Annotated in this window: 19 protein-coding genes and 1 pseudogene; 17 read left to right on the top strand and 3 right to left on the bottom strand. The window is 74.0% G+C overall.

Annotated elements, in window-relative coordinates; translation table 11 throughout:
* The first annotated feature begins 55 nt into the window (after positions 1-55).
* Genes WMF26_RS02305 through WMF26_RS02285 form a run of 5 tightly spaced genes read left to right on the top strand, consistent with a single transcriptional unit; the run spans position 56 to position 3824 of the window.
* Positions 56-790 carry an energy-coupling factor ABC transporter permease gene (locus WMF26_RS02305; protein WP_061621266.1) on the top strand — a complete coding sequence of 245 codons (735 nt, stop codon included), beginning with the start codon at positions 56-58 and terminating at the stop codon, positions 788-790.
* Complete coding sequence (locus WMF26_RS02300; RefSeq protein ID WP_437953731.1) at positions 787-1089, top strand: hypothetical protein; 303 nt, start codon at positions 787-789, stop codon at positions 1087-1089. The genes WMF26_RS02305 and WMF26_RS02300 overlap by 4 nt, the downstream gene beginning before the upstream one ends.
* Positions 1079-1828: a CbiQ family ECF transporter T component gene (locus WMF26_RS02295; RefSeq protein ID WP_437998979.1), complete on the top strand. Its 750-nt coding sequence runs from the start codon at positions 1079-1081 to the stop codon at positions 1826-1828. The genes WMF26_RS02300 and WMF26_RS02295 overlap by 11 nt, the downstream gene beginning before the upstream one ends.
* Entirely contained in the window at positions 1825-2661 is an 837-nt protein-coding gene (locus tag WMF26_RS02290) for an energy-coupling factor ABC transporter ATP-binding protein (protein WP_061626885.1), read from the top strand. The genes WMF26_RS02295 and WMF26_RS02290 overlap by 4 nt, the downstream gene beginning before the upstream one ends.
* Positions 2637-3824: a CbiX/SirB N-terminal domain-containing protein gene (locus tag WMF26_RS02285; protein ID WP_437998978.1), complete on the top strand. Its 1188-nt coding sequence runs from the start codon at positions 2637-2639 to the stop codon at positions 3822-3824. Before WMF26_RS02290 ends, WMF26_RS02285 begins: the two co-directional genes overlap by 25 nt.
* A 104-nt stretch (positions 3825-3928) precedes the next feature.
* Here the strand turns inward: WMF26_RS02285 and WMF26_RS02280 are convergent, their stop codons facing one another.
* On the bottom strand, positions 3929-5188 hold the full coding sequence (locus WMF26_RS02280) for an FAD-dependent monooxygenase (RefSeq protein WP_437998977.1): 1260 nt from the start codon (positions 5186-5188) through the stop codon (positions 3929-3931).
* Between the two features lie 86 nt (positions 5189-5274).
* Positions 5275-5709, bottom strand: coding sequence for a MarR family winged helix-turn-helix transcriptional regulator (locus WMF26_RS02275; protein ID WP_437998976.1), 435 nt, complete (start codon positions 5707-5709; stop codon positions 5275-5277).
* A 190-nt stretch (positions 5710-5899) separates the two neighbouring features.
* Here WMF26_RS02275 and WMF26_RS02270 point away from each other — a divergent pair, with 190 nt between their 5' ends.
* Genes WMF26_RS02270 through WMF26_RS02255 form a run of 4 tightly spaced genes read left to right on the top strand, consistent with a single transcriptional unit; the run spans position 5900 to position 8884 of the window.
* A complete protein-coding gene (locus tag WMF26_RS02270) occupies positions 5900-6586 on the top strand; it encodes a TetR family transcriptional regulator (protein WP_437998975.1) in 687 nt (228 codons plus the stop codon).
* Positions 6583-7320 carry an ABC transporter ATP-binding protein gene (locus WMF26_RS02265; RefSeq protein WP_437998974.1) on the top strand — a complete coding sequence of 246 codons (738 nt, stop codon included), beginning with the start codon at positions 6583-6585 and terminating at the stop codon, positions 7318-7320. Before WMF26_RS02270 ends, WMF26_RS02265 begins: the two co-directional genes overlap by 4 nt.
* On the top strand, positions 7317-8084 hold the full coding sequence (locus WMF26_RS02260) for a hypothetical protein (protein ID WP_437998973.1): 768 nt from the start codon (positions 7317-7319) through the stop codon (positions 8082-8084). Before WMF26_RS02265 ends, WMF26_RS02260 begins: the two co-directional genes overlap by 4 nt.
* Positions 8081-8884, top strand: coding sequence for a hypothetical protein (locus WMF26_RS02255; RefSeq protein ID WP_437998972.1), 804 nt, complete (start codon positions 8081-8083; stop codon positions 8882-8884). Before WMF26_RS02260 ends, WMF26_RS02255 begins: the two co-directional genes overlap by 4 nt.
* Before the next feature lie 5 nt (positions 8885-8889).
* Here WMF26_RS02255 and WMF26_RS02250 read toward each other — a convergent pair whose 3' ends face one another.
* The gene (locus tag WMF26_RS02250) at positions 8890-10794 is read right to left on the bottom strand and encodes a CASTOR/POLLUX-related putative ion channel (protein ID WP_437998971.1); all 1905 of its coding nucleotides are present in this window, start codon (positions 10792-10794) and stop codon (positions 8890-8892) included.
* Between the two features lie 154 nt (positions 10795-10948).
* Between WMF26_RS02250 and WMF26_RS02245 the strand changes: the two genes are divergently transcribed.
* The 8 genes and pseudogenes from WMF26_RS02245 to cobJ form a co-directional block, all read left to right on the top strand.
* Entirely contained in the window at positions 10949-11323 is a 375-nt protein-coding gene (locus WMF26_RS02245; protein WP_061626878.1) for a DUF3209 family protein, read from the top strand.
* A gap of 31 nt (positions 11324-11354) precedes the next feature.
* On the top strand, positions 11355-12089 hold the full coding sequence (locus WMF26_RS02240) for an FAD-dependent oxidoreductase (protein WP_437998970.1): 735 nt from the start codon (positions 11355-11357) through the stop codon (positions 12087-12089).
* A gap of 16 nt (positions 12090-12105) precedes the next feature.
* Positions 12106-13233, top strand: coding sequence for a cobalt-precorrin-5B (C(1))-methyltransferase (locus WMF26_RS02235; protein ID WP_437998969.1), 1128 nt, complete (start codon positions 12106-12108; stop codon positions 13231-13233).
* A complete protein-coding gene (locus WMF26_RS02230; protein ID WP_437998968.1) occupies positions 13230-13937 on the top strand; it encodes a precorrin-8X methylmutase in 708 nt (235 codons plus the stop codon). The genes WMF26_RS02235 and WMF26_RS02230 overlap by 4 nt, the downstream gene beginning before the upstream one ends.
* Positions 13934-15193, top strand: coding sequence for a precorrin-6y C5,15-methyltransferase (decarboxylating) subunit CbiE (cbiE, locus tag WMF26_RS02225; RefSeq protein WP_437998967.1), 1260 nt, complete (start codon positions 13934-13936; stop codon positions 15191-15193). The genes WMF26_RS02230 and cbiE overlap by 4 nt, the downstream gene beginning before the upstream one ends.
* The gene (gene cobI, locus WMF26_RS02220) at positions 15190-15993 is read left to right on the top strand and encodes a precorrin-2 C(20)-methyltransferase (RefSeq protein WP_061626870.1); all 804 of its coding nucleotides are present in this window, start codon (positions 15190-15192) and stop codon (positions 15991-15993) included. Before cbiE ends, cobI begins: the two co-directional genes overlap by 4 nt.
* On the top strand, positions 15990-17129 hold the full coding sequence (locus WMF26_RS02215; RefSeq protein WP_437998966.1) for a cobalt-precorrin 5A hydrolase: 1140 nt from the start codon (positions 15990-15992) through the stop codon (positions 17127-17129). Before cobI ends, WMF26_RS02215 begins: the two co-directional genes overlap by 4 nt.
* Positions 17122-17928, top strand: a pseudogene (cobJ, locus tag WMF26_RS02210) (precorrin-3B C(17)-methyltransferase); the annotation flags it as partial. The gene WMF26_RS02215 and the pseudogene cobJ, both read left to right, overlap by 8 nt.

The raw sequence follows: 17928 nt of genomic DNA, 5'->3' as shown, positions 1-17928 counted from the left end.
GCGTTCGGGTGCGGACTTCACCCGGAGCGCCGAAATCGGTCTTCACGGCCGCGCTGTGTCCATCGCCGCCGTGCTCCTCGCGACGCTGCTCGCGCCCCGGCCCGCGGCCGCGATGCACCTCGCGGAAGGCGTCCTGCCGCTCGGCTGGTGCGCGGTCTGGAACGCGCTCGCCCTGCCCTTCGTCGCCGTCGCCCTCCACCTGCTCCGGCGCCGCACCCGGGACGACGCCTTCTACAAGCCGTTCGTCGGCCTCGTCGCCGCCGCCGTCTTCGCGATCTCGTGCATGCCCGTGCCGGTGCCGACCGCAGGGACCTGCTCCCACCCGTGCGGCACCGGGCTCGCCGCGGTGCTCATCGGCCCCTGGATGACCGTCCTCGTCACGGTGGTGGCGCTCCTCATCCAGGCCCTCTTCCTCGCGCACGGCGGGCTCACCACGCTCGGCGCCGACGTCGCGTCGATGGGCATCGCGGGCGCGTTCACCGGATACCTCGTCTTCCGGCTCGCGCGGCGCTGCGGCGCGAGCCTCTGGGTCGCGGGGTTCCTCGCCGGCGTGACGTCCGACTGGGCCACGTACGCGACCACGGCCCTCGAGCTCGCGCTCGGGCTCGCGGGCGACGGGTCGGTGGGATCCATGTTCACCGGCGTCGCCCTGGCCTTCGTCCCCACCCAGCTGCCGCTCGGTTTGCTCGAGGGCGCCATGACCGCGGGAGCGCTCGTCTTCCTGCGCGCCCGGCGGCCCGACATCCTCGAGCGGCTCCAGGTCGTCCCGCTCCCCGCGGGGGCGTCGTGACGCGGCGGGCCGCGCAGCGCGCGCTGCTGGCCGCCGCCGCGCTCTGGCTCGCCGCGTGCGGCGACGCCTCGTGGGACGGGGTCGACGAGGCCGTCGTCCGCCGCGTCGCCGAGGACGCCGGCCGCCACGACACGGGGCCGCTGTTCGCGGGCCTCGAGGGCGACCTCCTGCTCTTCGCCTTCCTCTGGGCAGGGCTCCTCTCCGGCTTCGCCCTGGGCTACTTCTCGCGCGTGCTCTTCGTGGAGCGCGCCGGCCAGCCCGCCGGCAAGCCCGGCGGCGACGGGCTCCGTGCGGATTGACCCCCCCGCGCGGCTCCGCGACGTGGATCCCCGGCTCCGCCTCGGGGCCGCCGTGGCCGCGTGCTGCGTCGCCGCGGGCGCGCGCTCGCCCTGGACGCCGGCCGCGCTGCTCGCCGTCGCGTGCGCGGCCCTCGCCCTCCAGGGCGTGACCGCCGGCGCCATCCTGCGCGCCTTCGCGCCCGCCGCGTGGCTCGGAGGGGTCGCCGCGGCCCTCGCGCTCGCGCTCACCCCGGGCGAGCCGCTCCTCGCGGGCGCGCCGTTCCCGCTCGACGCGATCGCGCGCGACGGCGCCCGCCGCGCCGCGGCCATCGCCGCGCGCGTCCTCGCGGCCGCCGCGGTGCTCCGGTGGCTCTCGAGCGCCGCCGCGCCGGCCGAGATCGAGGCGGCGCTCGCCGGGCTCGGCGCGCCCGCGGCCCTCGTCGAGCTGCTCGCGCTCGCGCGGCGCTTCGCCGGCGTGCTCCAGCGCGCCGCCGACAGCGCGTGGAGCGCCGCCGCGCTCCGCGGCGGGTTCGCGCGCCCAGGCGCCGCCGCGCGCTCGGCCGGCGCCGTCGCGGGCGTCGTGGCGCTCAGGACCCTGGAGCGCTCCGAGCACGCCGCCGTCGCCATGCAGCTCCGCGGCTACCGCGGGGAGCTCCCCGTCGCCGACCGCCGGCCGAGCGCGCCCGCCGCGAACCTCGCGTTCGCCGCCCTCGCCCTCGCGGCCCTCGGCCTCAGCGTCGCCGCCGGAGCGGCGGGATGAGCGCGATCGCCCTCCGCGCGCCCAGGGTGGGCTACCGCGGCGCCGAGCCCGCGCTGCGCGACGTGCGCCTCGACGTCGCCGAGGGCGAGTCGGTGGCGGTGCTCGGCGGCAACGGCGCCGGCAAGACCGCGCTGCTCCGGACGCTCGTCGGGCTCCTCCCCGCGCCCGGCGGCAGCGTCGAGATCTCCGGCCGCCGCGTGGGCTCGCCCTCGGACGCCGTGGCCGCGGGCGCCGCGCTCGTGCTCCAGGACCCGGACGACCAGCTGCTCGGCGCGACGCTCCTCGACGACGTCCTGTTCGGCCCGCGGAACCTGGGCCTGCCCGCGCCCGAGGCGCGGCGCCGCGCCGAGGCGGCGCTCTCGGCCGTGCAGATCGCGCACCTCGCCGGCCGCGCGATCGAGGCGCTGAGCTTCGGCGAGCGCAAGCGCGCGTGCATCGCCGGGATGCTCGCGATGCAGCCGCGCGTGCTGCTGCTCGACGAGCCGACCGCGGGGCTCGACCCGGAGGGCGAGCTCTCCCTGTGCCGGACGCTGCGCGCGCTCTCGGAGCAGCAGGGGACCACGCTGGTCGCCGCGACGCACGCGGTCGACCTCGTGCCGCTGTTCGCGACGCGCGCGGTGCTGCTCGGCGACGGGCAGGTGCTCGCGGACGGGCCGCCGCGGGAGGTGTTCGCGGCCGGCGAGCTCCTCGCGCGGGCGCGGCTCAGGCGGCCGTGGGTCGCGGAGCTCTGGACCCGGCTGGGCCCGGCCGAGCCGCTCGACCCGCGGGGCCGCGCAATGCTCCCGCTCACCCTGGAGGAGGCGCTCGCATGCATGACGAAGGGCTCCTGCTGATCGGCCACGGCAGCCGCGACGCCGCGTCGAACGCCGAGTTCGAGGCGCTCGTCGCCGATTACGGCGCGTCGCGGCCCGGGCTCGTGGTGCAGCACGGCTACATCGAGCTCGCGACGCCGTACCTCGCCGACGCGCTCGCGGCGCTCGCGGCGCGGGTGTCGCGGGTGGCGGTCGTGCCGCTGTTCCTGTTCGCGGCCGGGCACGTGAAGAACGACATCCCCCTGGCGCTCGAGCAGGCGCGGGCGGCGCACCCGGGCGTGCGCTTCTCGGCGGCGCGGCACCTCGGCGTGCACCCGGCGCTCGCGGAGCTCGCGTTCGAGCGCGCCGCGTCCGCGCTGCCGGACGACCCGGCGGCGCGCGCCCGGACGGCGCTCGTCGTGGTGGGGCGCGGGTCCAGCGACCCGGACGCGAACGGCGATTTTTGCAAGATGACGCGCCTCATCGGCGAGGGCCGGGGGCTGCTCCTGGTCGAGCCGACCTTCATCGGCGTCACGCGGCCCTCGGTCGAGGAGACGCTGGAGCGCGTCGCGCGCCAGCGGCCCGAGCGCGTCGTCGTCCTCCCCTACTTCCTCTTCGCCGGCCGGCTCATGACGAAGCTCGCCGAGCAGGTCGACCGCTTCGCGTCGACGTACCCGTGGATCCGCGCGTCGCTCGCGCCGCACCTCGGCCGGTCGAGCGCGCTGTCGGGGCTGATCGACGAGCGCGCGCGCCAGGCGCTCGCCGGCGAGGCTCCCCTCCCCTGCGACACGTGCATGTACCGCACGGCCCTGCCGGGGCTCGCCCGGGAGGTCGGCGGGCTCAAGGCGATGCTCTACAGCGTGCGCCACACGCTCACGCACACGCAGGCGTCGAACCACCCGCACGCCCACCGCCCGCTGCGCAAGCACGTGCTCGTCTGCGGCAACGCCGACTGCGTGGACCGCGGCAGCCTGGCGCTGCTCGAGTCGCTGCGCCGCGGCGTGAAGCAGGCCGGCCAGCAGCAGCAGATCCGCGTGACGAAGACGTCGTGCATGGGGCGCTGCGGCGAGGGGCCGACGGTCGCCGTCTACCCGGACGGCGTGTGGTACCGCGGCGTCCGCGAGGAGGACGCGAAGGACCTCGTGGAGGAGCACCTGCTCGGCGACCGGCTGGTGGCGCGGCTCGTCGACGACATCATGCAGTGAGGCGGGGCGAGGCAGGGCGCTGTCGCGCCGCGCTCCTGCGCGATCCGTGCCTCAAGCCCGCGCGGGCGGACGGTCCCCTTTCGGCATCCGGCAGCGCCGGTGTTTCACGAGCCATGGGGGGATGGCCGGCTCGGTGCGCTGCGGCCCATCCTCCATCCCCAGCCTCCGTCGTTGGTTCGCTCCGAATCGATCGGCGCGGAGGTCACGTCGTAGCCGTACAGCCAGTCGAAGCTCTCGAGCGACAGCCTCCTGAGCAGGAGATCGCGCCCCCGCTGGCGCAGGCCGTCCGGCAGCTGGAAGAGCTTCCCGTTGCGCACCGACAGGCGCTGGATCTGCGCCGCGCGGCGCGCGCGCGCCCGCTCGTAGAGGCGGAGGGCGCCCGCCACGCCCTCGGGGGCGATCCCTTCGAGGCAGCGGCCGAGCACCCAGGCGTCCTCGATCGCCTGCGCTGCGCCCTGCGCGAAGAAGGGGAGCATCGGATGCGCGGCGTCGCCGAGCAGCGTGACCCGCCCTTCCCCGAGTCGAGCGAGGGCGGCCCGGTCGTAGAGCGGCAGCTCCAGCGTCCCGTCGGCCGCGTTCATGATCGCGCGGAGATCCTCGTGCCAGCCGGCGAGGCTCTCGAGGGCATCTTCGCGGCGCCCCTCGCGGATCCACGACTCCGCCGCCGGGGAGCGCGAGGGCATCGCGGTGGCGAGGTTCAGGAGGCTCCCGCCCGACACCGGGTAACAGACCATGTGCTGGCCGGGCCCCAGCCAGATGCGCACGGTGGGCGGCGATGCGAGCGCCGGGACCCGCGCGGCGGGGACGAGCACGCGGCAGGCGACGTGCCCCGAGAAGCGCGGCGCATCGTCGCTGAGGCTGCGGCGGATCTGGGAGCGGATCCCGTCGGCGCCGATCACCGCGTCGGCCGCGTGGGTCGACCCGTCCGCGAAGCGGGCGATCGCCTCCCGCTCCCCGTGGGTCACGCCCACGCACCGCGCGCCGAGGCGCAGCGCCGCGTCCGGCACCCCCGCGCGCAGCGCAGCGTGCAGATCGGCGCGGTGCATCGTGTAGTACGGCGCGCCGTAGCGCCGCGAGATCTCCGGGTTGCCGGGGATCGCGCTCAGCACCCGCCCCGTGTCCCAGCGCTTGATCTCGACGGCGACGGGCTGCACCGCGACCTTCGCGAGCGGCTCCGCCAGGCCGAGGCGGTGGAGGACGCGTGAGGCGTTGGGCCCCACCTGAATGCCGGCGCCGACCTCCCGGAGCTCGGCCGCCTGCTCGAAGCACGTCACCTCGTGCCCCGCGCGCAGGAGCACCTGCGCGGCGGTCAAGCCGCCGATCCCACCCCCGATGATCGCGACCCTCACCCGCGGCTTCGACATACGAACCTCCTATTTTACTTATTTAGTAAAGTACGAATATCGTACAAATGAGCGCGAGAGCGCCGCCGCGGCCCCTCCGCGCCGGCTCACACCTTGCTGGCGATCTTGCGGAACAGCTCGACGAACTGGGCGCGCTCCCCGGCGTCCGGGAGGGCGTCGAGGATCTTGCGCATGATCAGGCGCTCGACGCGGTGGTGCTCGCGCTGGAGCTCGATCCCCTTCTTGGTGAGCTCGATCAGGTAGGAGCGCCTGTCGGTCGGGTGGACCCCGCGCCGCACGAGGCCCCGCTGCTCCAGGCGGTCGAGGATGCTCGTGAGGGTGCTCTGCGGGACCTGAAGGTACGCGCGCATCTCGGCGAGCGTGTGGTCGGGCTTCTCCTCGACGAACGACATCGCGTGCAGATCGAGGTAGCCGACGCCCGCGAGCTTGTCCGACCAGAGATCGAGGCGGGCCAGGTTGAGCCGCAGCAGCAGCACGTGGAGCGCCGCGTTCAGCTGCTCGGTCTCCGAGGCGTCCGACATTGTACGAGATTCGTAGCATACGAATATCGTCTAAACAAGCCGGCCGCAGCCAACGGCGAATCCCGGAGCCGCCGCGAACGAGCCGGGCCGACCCGAAGGCGGCGCACCTTCACCCACCGGCGCACCGGCGCTCGCCTCCCCCGAACTTGATCAAATTGACTTAATCAGTCATTTGAGTCATATACCGACCGTGCCCGTCCGCCGCCCCGAAAAGCCCCGCGACCCTGCGCGTCGCACCCGGATCCTCGAGGCCGCCAGGCGCCTCTTCGCCGAGCGCGGCTTCAAGGGCGTGAACCTCGACGCCGTCGCCGCCGAGGCCGGCTGCGCGAAGGGCGCGCTCTACCTGGAGTTCGCCGACAAGGAGGCCCTCCTGCGCGAGGTGGTCGAGCAGGCCTTCGCCGCGATCCGCGCCCGCTTCGCCGCCGAGGTGATGGGCCTCGACTCGCCGCTCGATCGCCTCGTCGCGACCCTCCGCTTCGCCTACCGCCAGCAGGCCGCGGAGCCGCTCTTCGGCAAGCTCCTCCGCGAGGACCCCGACCTCCGCGCGCTCCGCCTGCAGGACGACGCCGCGAGCGCCGCCGCCGCGAAGGCGCAGGTCGCCCAGATCGTCGGCTGGGTCGACGAGGGCATCGCGCGCGGCGAGATCCGGCCCGACGTCGATCGCGACGCGATCCCCTTCGTGCTCGGCGTGCTGCGCTTCGCGCCCCAGCACCTCGGGCTGGTCACGTCGTTCGGCTCCTTCGCCGGCGAGCGCGCGCTCGACGCGATCGCCGACATCTTCCGCGCCGGCCTCGCCGCGCGCCCCGCGGCGGCCTCCACGACCACGGTCTCCACGACACACCGCGCGACCGCATCGCGCGCAGGGAGAGAGCGATGAACCAGGCGATCGAGGTGAACGCGCTCGGCAAGCGCTTCGGGAAGGTCACGGCCGTGGACGGCGTGAGCTTCACCGTCGCGCCGGGCGAGATCTTCGGCTTCATGGGGCACAACGGCGCCGGCAAGACGACCACGCTGCGCATGCTCCTCGGCCTGACCCGGCCGACCTCGGGGTCCGCGCGCGTGCTCGGGCGCGATGTCGTCCGCGAGACGCTCGAGGTCCGACGGAGCGCGGGTTACCTGCCCGCCTCGTACGCGCTGCCCCCCGACATGACGGCGCGCGGGTTCCTCCGCTACGTCGCCGCGATGTTCGCGCTGCCCCGCGACGTCGCGGCCGCGCGCGCCGACGCCCTCTTGCGCCGCTTCGGGCTCGAGCGCGAGGCCGACCGCCCCCTGCGCGGCTTCTCCACCGGCATGGCCCAGAAGGTCGGGATCGCCCAGGCGCTGATCAACGAGCCCGCGGTGCTCCTGCTCGACGAGCCGACCTCGGGCCTCGATCCCCTCGGCCGCCACGAGCTCCTCGAGCTGCTCCGCGAGCTCGCGCGCGAGCGCGGCGTCACCGTCGTGTTCTCGTCGCACATCCTCTCCGACGTCGAGGCCCTCTGCCGGCGCGTCGCGGTGATGCACCGCTCGCGCCTCGTCGCCTGCGACGAGGTCGAGCGCCTCAAGGACGCGCACGGCGCCCGCACCATGGACGATCTCTACCTCGCGCTCGTGCGCCGGGAGGCCGCGTGATCCGCCTCCTGTGGCTCGACTACCTCGCGACGCTCCGCGAGCGGAAGACCTGGCTCTGCGTCGCGATGCTCGCTTACGCCCTGGTCGCGATCCCCGTCGTGCTCGCGCGGCCGCCCGAGCACGTGCGCGCCGCGATGGCCGCCTGGTTCGGCGACGCCGGGCCGTTCCAGACCTTCATGTACGTGTGGATCGACCTGACGATGAACAAGGCGATCGCGTTCATCCCCGTGGTGCTCGCCAGCGGCGTCGTGCTCCGCGAGCGCGACACCGGCGTGCTGCCGCTCCTCGCCAGCAAGCCGCTCTCGATCCCGCGCTACTTCGTCCTCCGCGCGCTGAGCGCGTGCGCGGTGATGGGGACCCTGCACGTCGCCACCCAGCTCGCCGGGGCCGTCTACTTCGCGGCGCGCGTCCCCGGCTTCCGCCCCGGCCCCTTCCTCGGCGCGATGTCGCTCCACGCCTTCGCGGCCCTGTTCGCGACCGCGCTCTCTGCCGCGATCGCCGCGTGGGTGAAGCACCGCGGCGCCTCGGCGCTGATCGGGTTCGCCACGCTCGGGGGCCTCGTGGGCCTCTCGCTCATCGGCTTCTATCAGCCCGCCTGGCGGGCCATCACCCTCGCGAACCCGATCACCCTCGGCGCGCTCGGCCTCGGGAGCCTCGACCGCCTCGGCCCCGCCGTGCTCGGCCCGCCGATGCTCGCGCTCGCCGCCCTCACCGCCCTCACCGTCGCGGTCGGCGCCGCCGGCGTCCGGAGGATGGAAGCATGACCCGGGCGACCGCCCCCGCGGGCTCGCTCCGCGGCTACTTCGCGCTCGAAGCGCGCCGCGCCCCGCGCCGCACCTCGCTCGTCGCGGCGATCGCGGGCGCGCTCGTGGTGCTCGGCACGCACGCGCTGCTCGTCCGCGTGCCGGCCCAGGTCATCCACTTCCTGGAGCAGGCCTTCGGCATCGAGGGGATGGCCGCCGTGCTCCTGATCAACGATCTCCTCGCTACCTATTTCGTCGCCTACTTCGTCGCCCTGACGGGCCTCGTCGACGCGACGGTCACGGCGCGGGAGGAGCATCGGCTCGAGATCCTGCTCGCCAAGCCGATCCGCGCCCGCGTCCTGCTCGCCGCGCGCACGGCGCCGTCGCTGCTCGCCGGGGCCGGGGCGGGCGTGGCGGTCGCGGCCTGTACCGCGCTCGCCGTCGCGCCGCACATCGCGACGAACGACATGGTGAGCGCGGCGGGCGCGCTCGGCGCCGGCCTCGCCCTCGTCGCGCTCGCGATCGCGCTGCTCTCGGCGCTCCTGCCGCTCCTCGCGCGGATGCGCGACAGCTTCCACGCGCTCCTGGTCGCGTCGGCCGTGTGGATCGCGCCGCTCTTGCCCACGGCGGCGTTCATGTACCGGCCCGACGCGTTCGAGGCGCGCGAGGGCCTCCGCGACGCGATCGTGCTCGCGTCGCTGCTCTGGAACGACGCCACCTCGGCCTGGCTCGGGCCGGCCGCGCTCGCGCTCGCGATCCCGCTCGCCGCCCTCGCCATCGCCGCCGCGGGCGTGCTCCTCGAGCGCGCCGACGCCCGCTGACCCCGCTACTGCTCGGCCAGGACGATGATCCTGTCGCCCTCGCCGAGCGTCACCGGCGCGCGCTTCCTCGGGTTCACCTTCACGCCGTAGGCCTGCGCCGCGTCGTCGGCCTGCGCCGCGAGGCGGTAGCCGACCGCGACCTCGCCGCGGCGCCGCGCCGACTCGACGATCGTGGCGAACGTCACCGGGCGGGCGAGGCGCACGTAGTCGCGCGCGGGCTTCAGGTACAGCTCGGACCCCTCCGGATCGAACAGGTCCTCGAAGACCGCGGCGAGGTCCCGGTTCTCGGAGATCTGCGCGAGCATCAGGCTGACGAGCTTGTCGCTCACGATGAAGTCGTCCGCGTGCGCGACCTCGGCGAGCTCGCGGTTCCGGAGATCGAGCATCTCGCTCACGATGCTGAAGCTCTGGCCGCGCTTCGCCTCGAGGTCGCGCAGGTGGAGCAGCGTGACCAGCGTGCGCGCGTCGGCCTCCTGCGGATCGAGCGCGTCGGAGTAGCTCAGCGTCACCACGTGATCGTAGGCGCCCACCACGCGGTCGAGCGTGCGCCGATCGGTCGTGTCGCCCCGCTCGATCCTGACGGCGAGGTTCCGGAGCTCGCCGCATTCGGCCTCGAGCTGCTCCCTGGCGTCGGGGACGTCGGCGACGACGGTGACCTCGGAGCCCTCCGCGACGTAGTGATCGAGCTCGTTGATGAACGCCGCGGCCCGGCGGTTCCAGCCGAGGAGGAGCGTGCGCTCGGGCCGCGGCGCGGCGGGCTTGCCGTCCCGGATCGCCCGCTCGTCGACCTTCGGCGGCTTCTTCGAGGGCGCGCCGATCGCGCTGTCGTCCTCGGCGATGAGGATGACGGCGTCGCCCGGCTCGATCCGCGCGTCCATGGGCGGGTTGAGCAGCACCTCGCCGCCCCGCCGCCGGATCCCGATCACCGCGCAGTCGTCGTACGCGAAGAGCGCCTCGCCGAACGACCTGCCCACGAGCGCGGGCTCGTCGCGCGTGTAGATCTCGTGGCCCTTGAAGTCGAGCAGCTCGCCGTAGACCACGCTCAGGCCCTCGCTGCGGCAGGTCTGCACGGTGATGCGCGAGAGCACGTCCTCCGTGGGGATGAGCGCCGCCTCGTCGCGCGCCACGAGCCGCGCGGCGTCGAGGTTCCGCCGGTCGCGGATCTGCGTGACGATCGGGTAGCGCCCCTTCTTGCGCCCCGCCTTGTTGGTGAGCGCCAGGATCGACTTGATCACCTGCGAGTCCGGGTTCCCCTCCTCGGGCGAGAGCAGGATGATCGACCGCGCCGCGTCCGGGTTCACGATGGCGATGTCCGCGGGATCGCACGGGTTTCCGGTGCGGCAGACCACGCGCGTCTTGCCGGTCGACCCGACGCGCGCGCGGATCTCGTCCTCCATGTCGACCTTGTCCTTCTCGGCGAGCACGGCGATGGCCGCGCGCGGGCGGCTCTCGTTGGCGATCGCGAGCTCCTGGATCATCGAGAAGATCTGGGGCGACCAGCCGAGGATGACGGTGTGCCCCTCCTCGCAGACGACGGAGCGGCCCTTGCGGAGCTCGGCCACGCGGTCCTCGATCCCGCTCGTGATGATGCCGATGAGGATGCTGACCATGAAGATGCCGCCGAGCGTGACGGCGAACATCGCGGCGAGGTAGCCGCGGCTGCCCGTGTCGCCGGCGACGGTGCCGGCGTCGAGGGCGCGCATCAGCGTGATCCAGAGGGCGGAGGGGAACGACACCGGCGCGCCCTCCTCCCCGTCGGGGGCGAGCCCGAGGAGCACGACGATCGCCGCGAACACGACCACCATCGCGGTCGAGAGCACGAACAGCCAGGCGATGAGCGCGGGCGCGCCCTTCGCCATGGTGAGATCGAAGCGGTAGCGGAGGCGATCGAGGAGGGTGATCTTCTGCATGGGCGCGCGGGCGCCGCGCTCGCTGGGCGCGCGGCGGCGGGCCCACCTAGCACGGACCGAGCGCCCGTCGAAGCGCGCGCACGGGCCGCCCCGCCTGCTCCTTCCCGCCCTGTTCTCTAGCTGGTAGGAGGGGGCGGATTAGGAGGGAGCCGACATGGCCTGTCACGAAATCGCCGCGCTTCGCCTGGGGCTCATGAACATCCTCGGCATCGACGATCCCGCCGAGCGCGCGCACGAGCTCGCCGAGCTCGGCCCCGCGGCCGAGGCGCCCGGCCCGATCTCGGCGATGCTGCGCGCCGGGGATCTCAAGAGCCTCTCGCGGCTGTTCGAGGGGTCGCTCGCGGAGCTCCAGGAGAAGGTCGCGAAGACGCCCGCGGGCGACGAGAAGATCGCCTACCTGCGCTCGCTCCTCATCCTCACGAAGCAGGTCGAGCTCGACCTCCGCGCCCAGGTCGACGGGCTCGGCCGGCTCTACCGCGAGCTCGAGGAGATGCACGACTTCGTGCACGAGGTCTACCCGGCGGAGTAATCACGGCAGGAGCAGGAGCAGGAGCGGACCGATGGCTCAAGGCAGCGCCAAGATCAGGATCGTCCACGCCGAGCCGCTCGGCCACGGGGCGCGGCTGCTCCGCGTCGAGCGCGTCGACGGCGCCGCGCTCGGCTTCGCCGGCGGGCAGTACGTGATCATCAACACCGGGGTCACCCTGCCCGGCGGCAAGCTCGCGAAGCGCGCCTACTCGCTGCTCTCGAGCGACGCCGAGCAGCGCAGCGTCGAGATCGCGGTCAAGCGCATCGGCGCCGGCCCGGGGTCGAACGTGCTCAACGACATCGCCGTCGGGGCGGAGCTCGAGTGGAGCGGCCCCTGGGGCAAGCTGCGGCTCCCGGACGGCTTCTCCGGCCGCGCGCTCGTCGTCGCCACCGACACCGGCATCACCGCCGCGCTCGGGATCGCGCGGGGCGCGGCCGCGGCCGGCGCGGCGCAGCTCGACCTGCTCTGGCTCGTCGAGTCCGACGACACCTTCGTGTCCGAGCGGTTCGTCCGGGAGCGCCTCCCCGAGCGCGCCCGCCTGACGGTCCTCGGCGGCTTCCTCCCGGTCGGCCACCCCGAGCGTCCGGCGCGCGCGTGCGCGCTCGTCGGCGATCACCTCGCGGCCGGGCCCTACGACGCCGCGCTCTGCGCCGGCGACGGCGCCGTCATTTACCCGCTCCGCGACCGGCTGGCCGCGCTCGGCGCGCCGGAGGGCAGCGTGCTCCTCGAGAGCTTCTTCAACAACCCGCTGAAGAAGTCCGCGTAATCGTTCAGGATCCTGGATGGCAGAGGTCCGGCCGAGAGACCCGAAAGGGCAGCGCGAGGGGTTCACGACGGGCGCGTGCGCGGCCGCCGCGGCCAAGGCGGCGGCGCGCGTGCTCACGCGCGGCGCGGCCGTCGACGCCATCGAGACGACCCTGCCGAACGGGCAGCGGGTGACCTTCCCGCTGAAGCGCTGCGACCGCGAGGGGCCGCGCGCCACGTGCAGCGTCATCAAGGACGCCGGCGACGATCCGGACTGCACCCACGGCGCCGAGCTCGTCGCCGAGGTCGAGCTCCGCCGCGAGCCGGGCATCGAGATCCGCGGGGGCGACGGGGTCGCCGTCGTCACAAAGCCCGGGCTCGGGCTGCCGGTCGGCGCGCCGGCCGTGAACCCCGTGCCGCGCCGGAACATCACCGAGATGGTGCTCGAGGAGCTCGAGGGCTCGGGCTTCGCCGGCGCCACGGTCACGATCAGCGTCCCCCAGGGCGAGGAGATGGCGAAGCAGACCATCAACGCGCGCCTCGGGCTCATCGGCGGGATCTCCATCCTCGGGACGAGCGGGATCGTGAAGCCGTACTCGACCGCCGCCTTCCGCGCGAGCGTGGTGCAGGCGATCGACGTCGCCGCCGAGCGCGGCATCGCGACGCTCGCGCTGACGACCGGCGGCAAGTCCGAGGCGTACGCGATGAAGCTCTACCCGGAGCTCCCGGAGGACGCGTTCATCCAGGTGGGCGACTTCATCGGCACCGGCGTCCGCCACGCGGCGCGGCGGCGGATCGCCCGCGCGGTCATCGTCGGCATGATCGGCAAGCTCTCGAAGATGGCCGACGGCAAGATGATGACGCACGCCGCCGGCTCGGAGGTGAGCATGGAGCTGCTCGCGCAGATCGCCGAGGAGCTCGGCGCGCGGCCGGAGATCGCGGCCGAGATCCGGCAGGCCAACACCGCGCGGCACGTGCTCGAGCTGTGCCAGCGCGAGGGGCTCACCGGCGTGGCCGGGGGGATCTGCAGGCGCGTCGTCGAGCACACCTCGCGCCACGCGGGCGGCGGCCTCGAGGTGCACGCCTGCCTGGTCGATTTCAACGGGGCGCTGCTCGGCCGGTACCCGGCCGAAGGCGCCGGCAGAGACAGAGCGGAGGAGCCATGAGCGGTGAGGAGGCGCGCGCGGTGAACGACATGCGGCAGATGACCGCGCTCGGGCGGCGCATCGAGGACAAGAGCTTCGCGATCATCGACGAGGAGGCGGGCGTGCACGGCTTCCCGGACGCGGAGTGGCAGGTCGTCCGCCGCGTGATCCACGCGACCGCGGACTTCGAGTTCTCGTCGCTGATGCGGCTCCACCCCGAGGCGATCGCGCGCGGGATCGAGGCGCTCCGGGGCGGCGCGCCGGTGCTCGTCGACGTGAAGATGATCGGCGTCGGCCTGAACGAGCAGCGGCTCGCGTCGTACGGCTGCAAGATCCACTGCTTCATCTCGGACGACGACGTCATCCAGGCCGCGTCGGCGGCCGGCTCGACCCGCGCGATCGAGTCGATGCGCAAGGCGCACCGGCTCGGGCTCCTCGACGGGGCGATCGTCGCGATCGGCAACGCGCCGACCGCACTGCTCGAGGTCGTGCGCCTCGCCCGCGAGGAGGGGGCGCGGCCGGCGCTCGTGATCGGCGTGCCGGTCGGGTTCGTGTCGGCGGCGGAGTCCAAGGAGGCGCTGCTCGAGTCCGGGCTCCCGTCGATCGTGGCGCGCGGCCGCAAGGGCGGCAGCCCCATCGCCGTGGCGATCGTCCACGCGCTGCTGCTCCTCTCGGCCGAGGCGGCGCCCGCTCCGGCGGGCGAGCCGGCGCAGGGGGCGCGGTGAGCGCCCGCCGCGCCGTGACCGTCGTCGGCATCGGCGACGACGGGTGCGCCAGCCTGTCGAGCCGCGCCGCGTCCGCGGTCGCCCGGGCCGAGGTGCTCGTGGGGGGCGAGCGGCACCTCGAGTTCTTCCCGCAGTTCCGCGGCGAGAAGATCGCCCTGAAGGGCGGGCTCTCCGCGGCGCTCGAGCGCGTGGAGGCGCTCTCGGCCGAGCAGAACGTGTGCATCCTCGCCTCGGGCGATCCGCTGTTCTTCGGCGTCGGCGCGCTCGTCGTCCGGAAGCTCGGCGGCGAGCACGTCGAGATCATCCCGAGCCTGAGCTCGGTCCAGTGGGCGTTCGCGCGCACGGGCATCGCCTGGGACGACGCCGCGTTCGTCTCGGTCCACGGGCGCTCGCCCGAGGGGTTCGCGACGCGCCTCCGCCGGCTCTCGAAGGTCGCGGTGCTGACCGACGGCGAGAACGGCCCGGCCCGGCTCGCGGCGCGGCTCCTCGAGCACGGCGACGCCGGCTGGAAGGCGTGGGTCTGCGAGAGCCTCGCGGGCGCCGGCGAGCGCGTGCGCGCGTTCGACCTCGCCGCGCTCGCGGCCTGCGAGGACATCGGGCCGCTGAACGTGCTCCTGCTCCTCCGGAGCGATCCGGCGTGGCGGCCGCCGCCTTCCGTCCCGTACCTGCACGAGGACGCGTTCGCGAAGCGGATGCCGAAGAACGGCCTCATCACGAAGCGCGAGGTGCGCCTGCTCTCGATCGCGTCGATGGCGATCCGCCCCGACGCGGTCGTCTGGGACGTCGGCGCCGGCTCGGGGTCGGTCTCGATCGAGGCGGCGATGCTCTGCCCGCTCGGGCGCGTCTACGCGATCGAGGTCGACCCGGAGGGCGTCGAGATCTGCCGGGACAACGTCCGCACGCACGGGGTCGACAACGTGCGCGTGATCGCGGGCCGCGCGCCCGAGGCGCTCGCGGGGCTCGAGGATCCGGACGCGGTGTTCGTCGGCGGGAGCAAGGGGAGCATGGAGGAGATCATCGCGGCGGCGCTCGATCGGCTGCGGCCGGGCGGCCGGCTCGTGGTCAACGCGATCACGATGGAGAACGTGGCCGAGACGTACCGGGCGCTGCGGGCGCGGGGGCTCGACCCCGAGGTCACGCTGCTCTCGGTCTCGCGCGGCGTCCCGCTCGCGCGGTACATGCGGTACGAGGCGCTGAACCCGATCCACGTCTTCGCCGCGACGAAGCCCGCGGCGAGCGCCTCGGAGGCGTCATGAGCGGCCTCGGCAAGCTCTACGGCGTCGGCGTCGGCCCCGGCGCGCCGGACCTGCTCACGCTGCGCGCCGTGCGCGTGCTCGAGGGCGCGGACGTGCTCGCGCTCCCCCGCAGCTCGGACTTCGGCGCGTCGATGGCGTACCGGATCCTCGAGCCCGTCGTCGGCAAGCAGCGGGACAAGGAGCGGCTGCTCCTCACCTTCCCCATGAGCAAGGACCCGGATCGCGTCCGCCCCTACGTCGACGCGGCGGTCGACAAGATCGGCGACCGGCTCTCGCGGGGCCTGTCCGTCGCGTTCGCCACCGAGGGCGATCCGTCGCTGTTCAGCACGTTCGTCTACGTGCGCCGCGAGGCGCTCCGCCGCTACCCCGGGCTCGAGGTCGAGGTCGTCCCCGGCGTCACCTCGGTCACGGCGGTCCCGGCCGTGAGCGGGCTCTCGCTCGCCGACGGGCAGGAGCGGATCGCCATCCTCCCCGCCACGTACGGCGTCGACGACCTGACCGACGTGCTCCGGCGCTTCGACACCGTGGTCCTGATGAAGATCGGCTCGGAGATGCCCAAGGTGACCGAGGCGCTCACGCGGGCGGGCCTCCTCGACCGGGCGGTGTTCGTCTCCAAGGCGACGATGCCCGAGCAGCGGATCGTGCGGGACCTCAGGGCCGCGCAGGGCGAGCGGGGCGACTGCTTCGCCATGGTGGTGGTCACGCGCGGGGAGCGCAGCGGGCTGCTCGTCGGCGAGGCCGAGGCGTCGCTGCCGGGCAGCTTCGACAAGAGCCTGAACGAAGAGCCGGAGGCCCCGTGACGCCCGAGCGCAAGCCCTACGCCGTCTACGCCATCACGCGCCACGGGATCGACATCGCGCGCCGGCTCGTCCCGGGCCTGCCGGGCGCGGATCTCTACGTGTCGCAGAAGCTCTTCGACCGGGCGCCGGAGGGCGCGAGGCCGCTGCCGCTGCCGATGGGGCCGCTCCTGACCGAGGCGTTCACGGCCTACGACTGCCACGTGTTCGTGATCAGCGTCGGCGCCGTGGTGCGCATGGTCGCGCCGCTGCTCAAGAACAAGAAGGTCGATCCGGCGGTCGTGTGCGTCGACGACGCGGCCCGGTTCTCGATCTGCGTGCTGTCCGGCCACGTCGGCCGGGGCAACGCGTTCACCGAGAAGGTGGCCGCGCTCCTCGGCGCGCAGCCGGTGGTGACCACGGCGTCCGACGCGATCGGCACGCTGACGGTCGACATCCTCGGCCGCGAGCTCGGGTGGACGCTCGACGACCCCGATCGCAACGTGACGCGCGGCTGCGCCGCGGTCGTGAACGCCGCGCCCGTGCTGTTCGTGCAGGAGACGGGCGAGCCCTCGTTCTGGCCCGAGGGGACGCCGCTCCCGCCGGGCGTGCGCTACGCGACGTCGCTCGACGGCGTGGATCCGGGCGCGTGGGAGATCCTGCTCGTCGCGAGCGACCGCGATCTCGGGCGCTCGCACCCCGAGATCGTCGAGCGCGCCGTCGTCTACCGGCCGAAGAGCCTCGTGCTCGGCGTCGGCTGCGACCGCGGCGCGCCGCTCGACATGGTGGAGCGCGGCGTGGACCGGCTGCTCGAGGAGCACGGGCTGTCGGCGAAGTCGGTGAAGGCGCTGGCGACGATCGACAAGAAGGCCGACGAGGAGGCGCTGCTCGCGCTGTCGGCGCGGCGGGGGTGGCCGCTCGTGACGTTCACGGCCGAGGAGCTCGACGCGACCGAGGGGATCGAGAACCCGTCGGAGACGGTGAAGAAGCACGTCGGCGCCCGGGGCGTCGCCGAGCCGGCCGCCCTGCGCGCGGCGGGGGCCACGAAGCTGCTCGTGCCGAAGCGGGCGTACACCGAGCCGGGCGTGGGCCGGTCGATGACGCTCGCCGTGGCGCGCGTCCCGTTCGCGAAGCGCAACGTCGAGGAGAGCCATGGGTGACAGCAAAGGAGTCCTGTCGATCGTCGGGATCGGCCCCGGCGCCGAGGAGCACGCGACCCGCGCCGCCCTCGAGGCGATCGCCGCGTCGGATCTCATCGTGGGGTACACGACGTACATCCGGCTGGTGAAGCACCTCATCGAGGGCAAGGAGGTGATCAAGACCGGCATGACCGAGGAGATCGGCCGGGCGCGCGCCGCGGTGGAGCGGGCGCGGGACGGCGCGCGCGTGGCGATCATCTCGTCGGGGGACGCGGGGGTGTACGGCATGGCCGGGCTCGTCTTCCAGGTGCTGGAGGAGATCGGCTGGAAGCGGGGCGAGTCGCCGGAGCTCCGCCTGGTGCCCGGGATGACCGCGCTCAACGCGTGCGGGTCGCTCGTCGGCGCGCCGCTCGGGCACGACTTCTGCGCCATCTCGCTGTCCGACCTCCTGACCCCGTGGCCGGTCATCGAGCGGCGGCTCGAGGCGGCGGCGTCCGCCGACTTCGTGATCGGCCTTTACAATCCGGCGAGCGGGCGGCGCACGCGCCAGATCGTGCGGGCCCAGGAGATCATCCGCCAGCACCGGGCGGGCACGACGCCGGTGGCGCTCGTGAAGAGCGCGTATCGCAAGCTGGAGAGCGCGGTGCTCACCGATGTCGATCACTTCCTCGACTACGAGATCGGGATGCTGACCACGGTGCTCGTGGGGTCGACCAACACCTTCGTCTTCGAGGGGTACATGGTCACGCCGCGCGGATATACGAACAAGTACACATGGGATGGGGAAGCGCTCCCGGGCCAGACGCCGGGGCGCACGCTC

Source organism: Sorangium sp. So ce185, from assembly GCF_051526825.1.
Lineage (GTDB): Bacteria > Myxococcota_A > Polyangia > Polyangiales > Polyangiaceae > Sorangium > Sorangium cellulosum_D.
This window is presented reverse-complemented; position numbering and strand designations above follow the sequence as displayed.

Excerpts from the sequence above, each read along its gene's own strand:
- WMF26_RS02280 (WP_437998977.1), bottom strand. The coding sequence starts at position 5,188 with ATGTCGAAGCCGCGGGTGAGGGTCGCGATCATCGGGGGTGGGATCGGC.
- WMF26_RS02235 (WP_437998969.1), top strand. The coding sequence starts at position 12,106 with ATGGCAGAGGTCCGGCCGAGAGACCCGAAAGGGCAGCGCGAGGGGTTC.
- cobI (WP_061626870.1), top strand. The coding sequence starts at position 15,190 with ATGAGCGGCCTCGGCAAGCTCTACGGCGTCGGCGTCGGCCCCGGCGCG.
- WMF26_RS02290 (WP_061626885.1), top strand. The coding sequence starts at position 1,825 with ATGAGCGCGATCGCCCTCCGCGCGCCCAGGGTGGGCTACCGCGGCGCC.
- WMF26_RS02245 (WP_061626878.1), top strand. The coding sequence starts at position 10,949 with ATGGCCTGTCACGAAATCGCCGCGCTTCGCCTGGGGCTCATGAACATC.
- WMF26_RS02275 (WP_437998976.1), bottom strand. The coding sequence starts at position 5,709 with ATGTCGGACGCCTCGGAGACCGAGCAGCTGAACGCGGCGCTCCACGTG.
- WMF26_RS02255 (WP_437998972.1), top strand. The coding sequence starts at position 8,081 with ATGACCCGGGCGACCGCCCCCGCGGGCTCGCTCCGCGGCTACTTCGCG.
- WMF26_RS02240 (WP_437998970.1), top strand. The coding sequence starts at position 11,355 with ATGGCTCAAGGCAGCGCCAAGATCAGGATCGTCCACGCCGAGCCGCTC.
- WMF26_RS02230 (WP_437998968.1), top strand. The coding sequence starts at position 13,230 with ATGAGCGGTGAGGAGGCGCGCGCGGTGAACGACATGCGGCAGATGACC.
- WMF26_RS02250 (WP_437998971.1), bottom strand. The coding sequence starts at position 10,794 with ATGCAGAAGATCACCCTCCTCGATCGCCTCCGCTACCGCTTCGATCTC.
- WMF26_RS02285 (WP_437998978.1), top strand. The coding sequence starts at position 2,637 with ATGCATGACGAAGGGCTCCTGCTGATCGGCCACGGCAGCCGCGACGCC.
- WMF26_RS02265 (WP_437998974.1), top strand. The coding sequence starts at position 6,583 with ATGAACCAGGCGATCGAGGTGAACGCGCTCGGCAAGCGCTTCGGGAAG.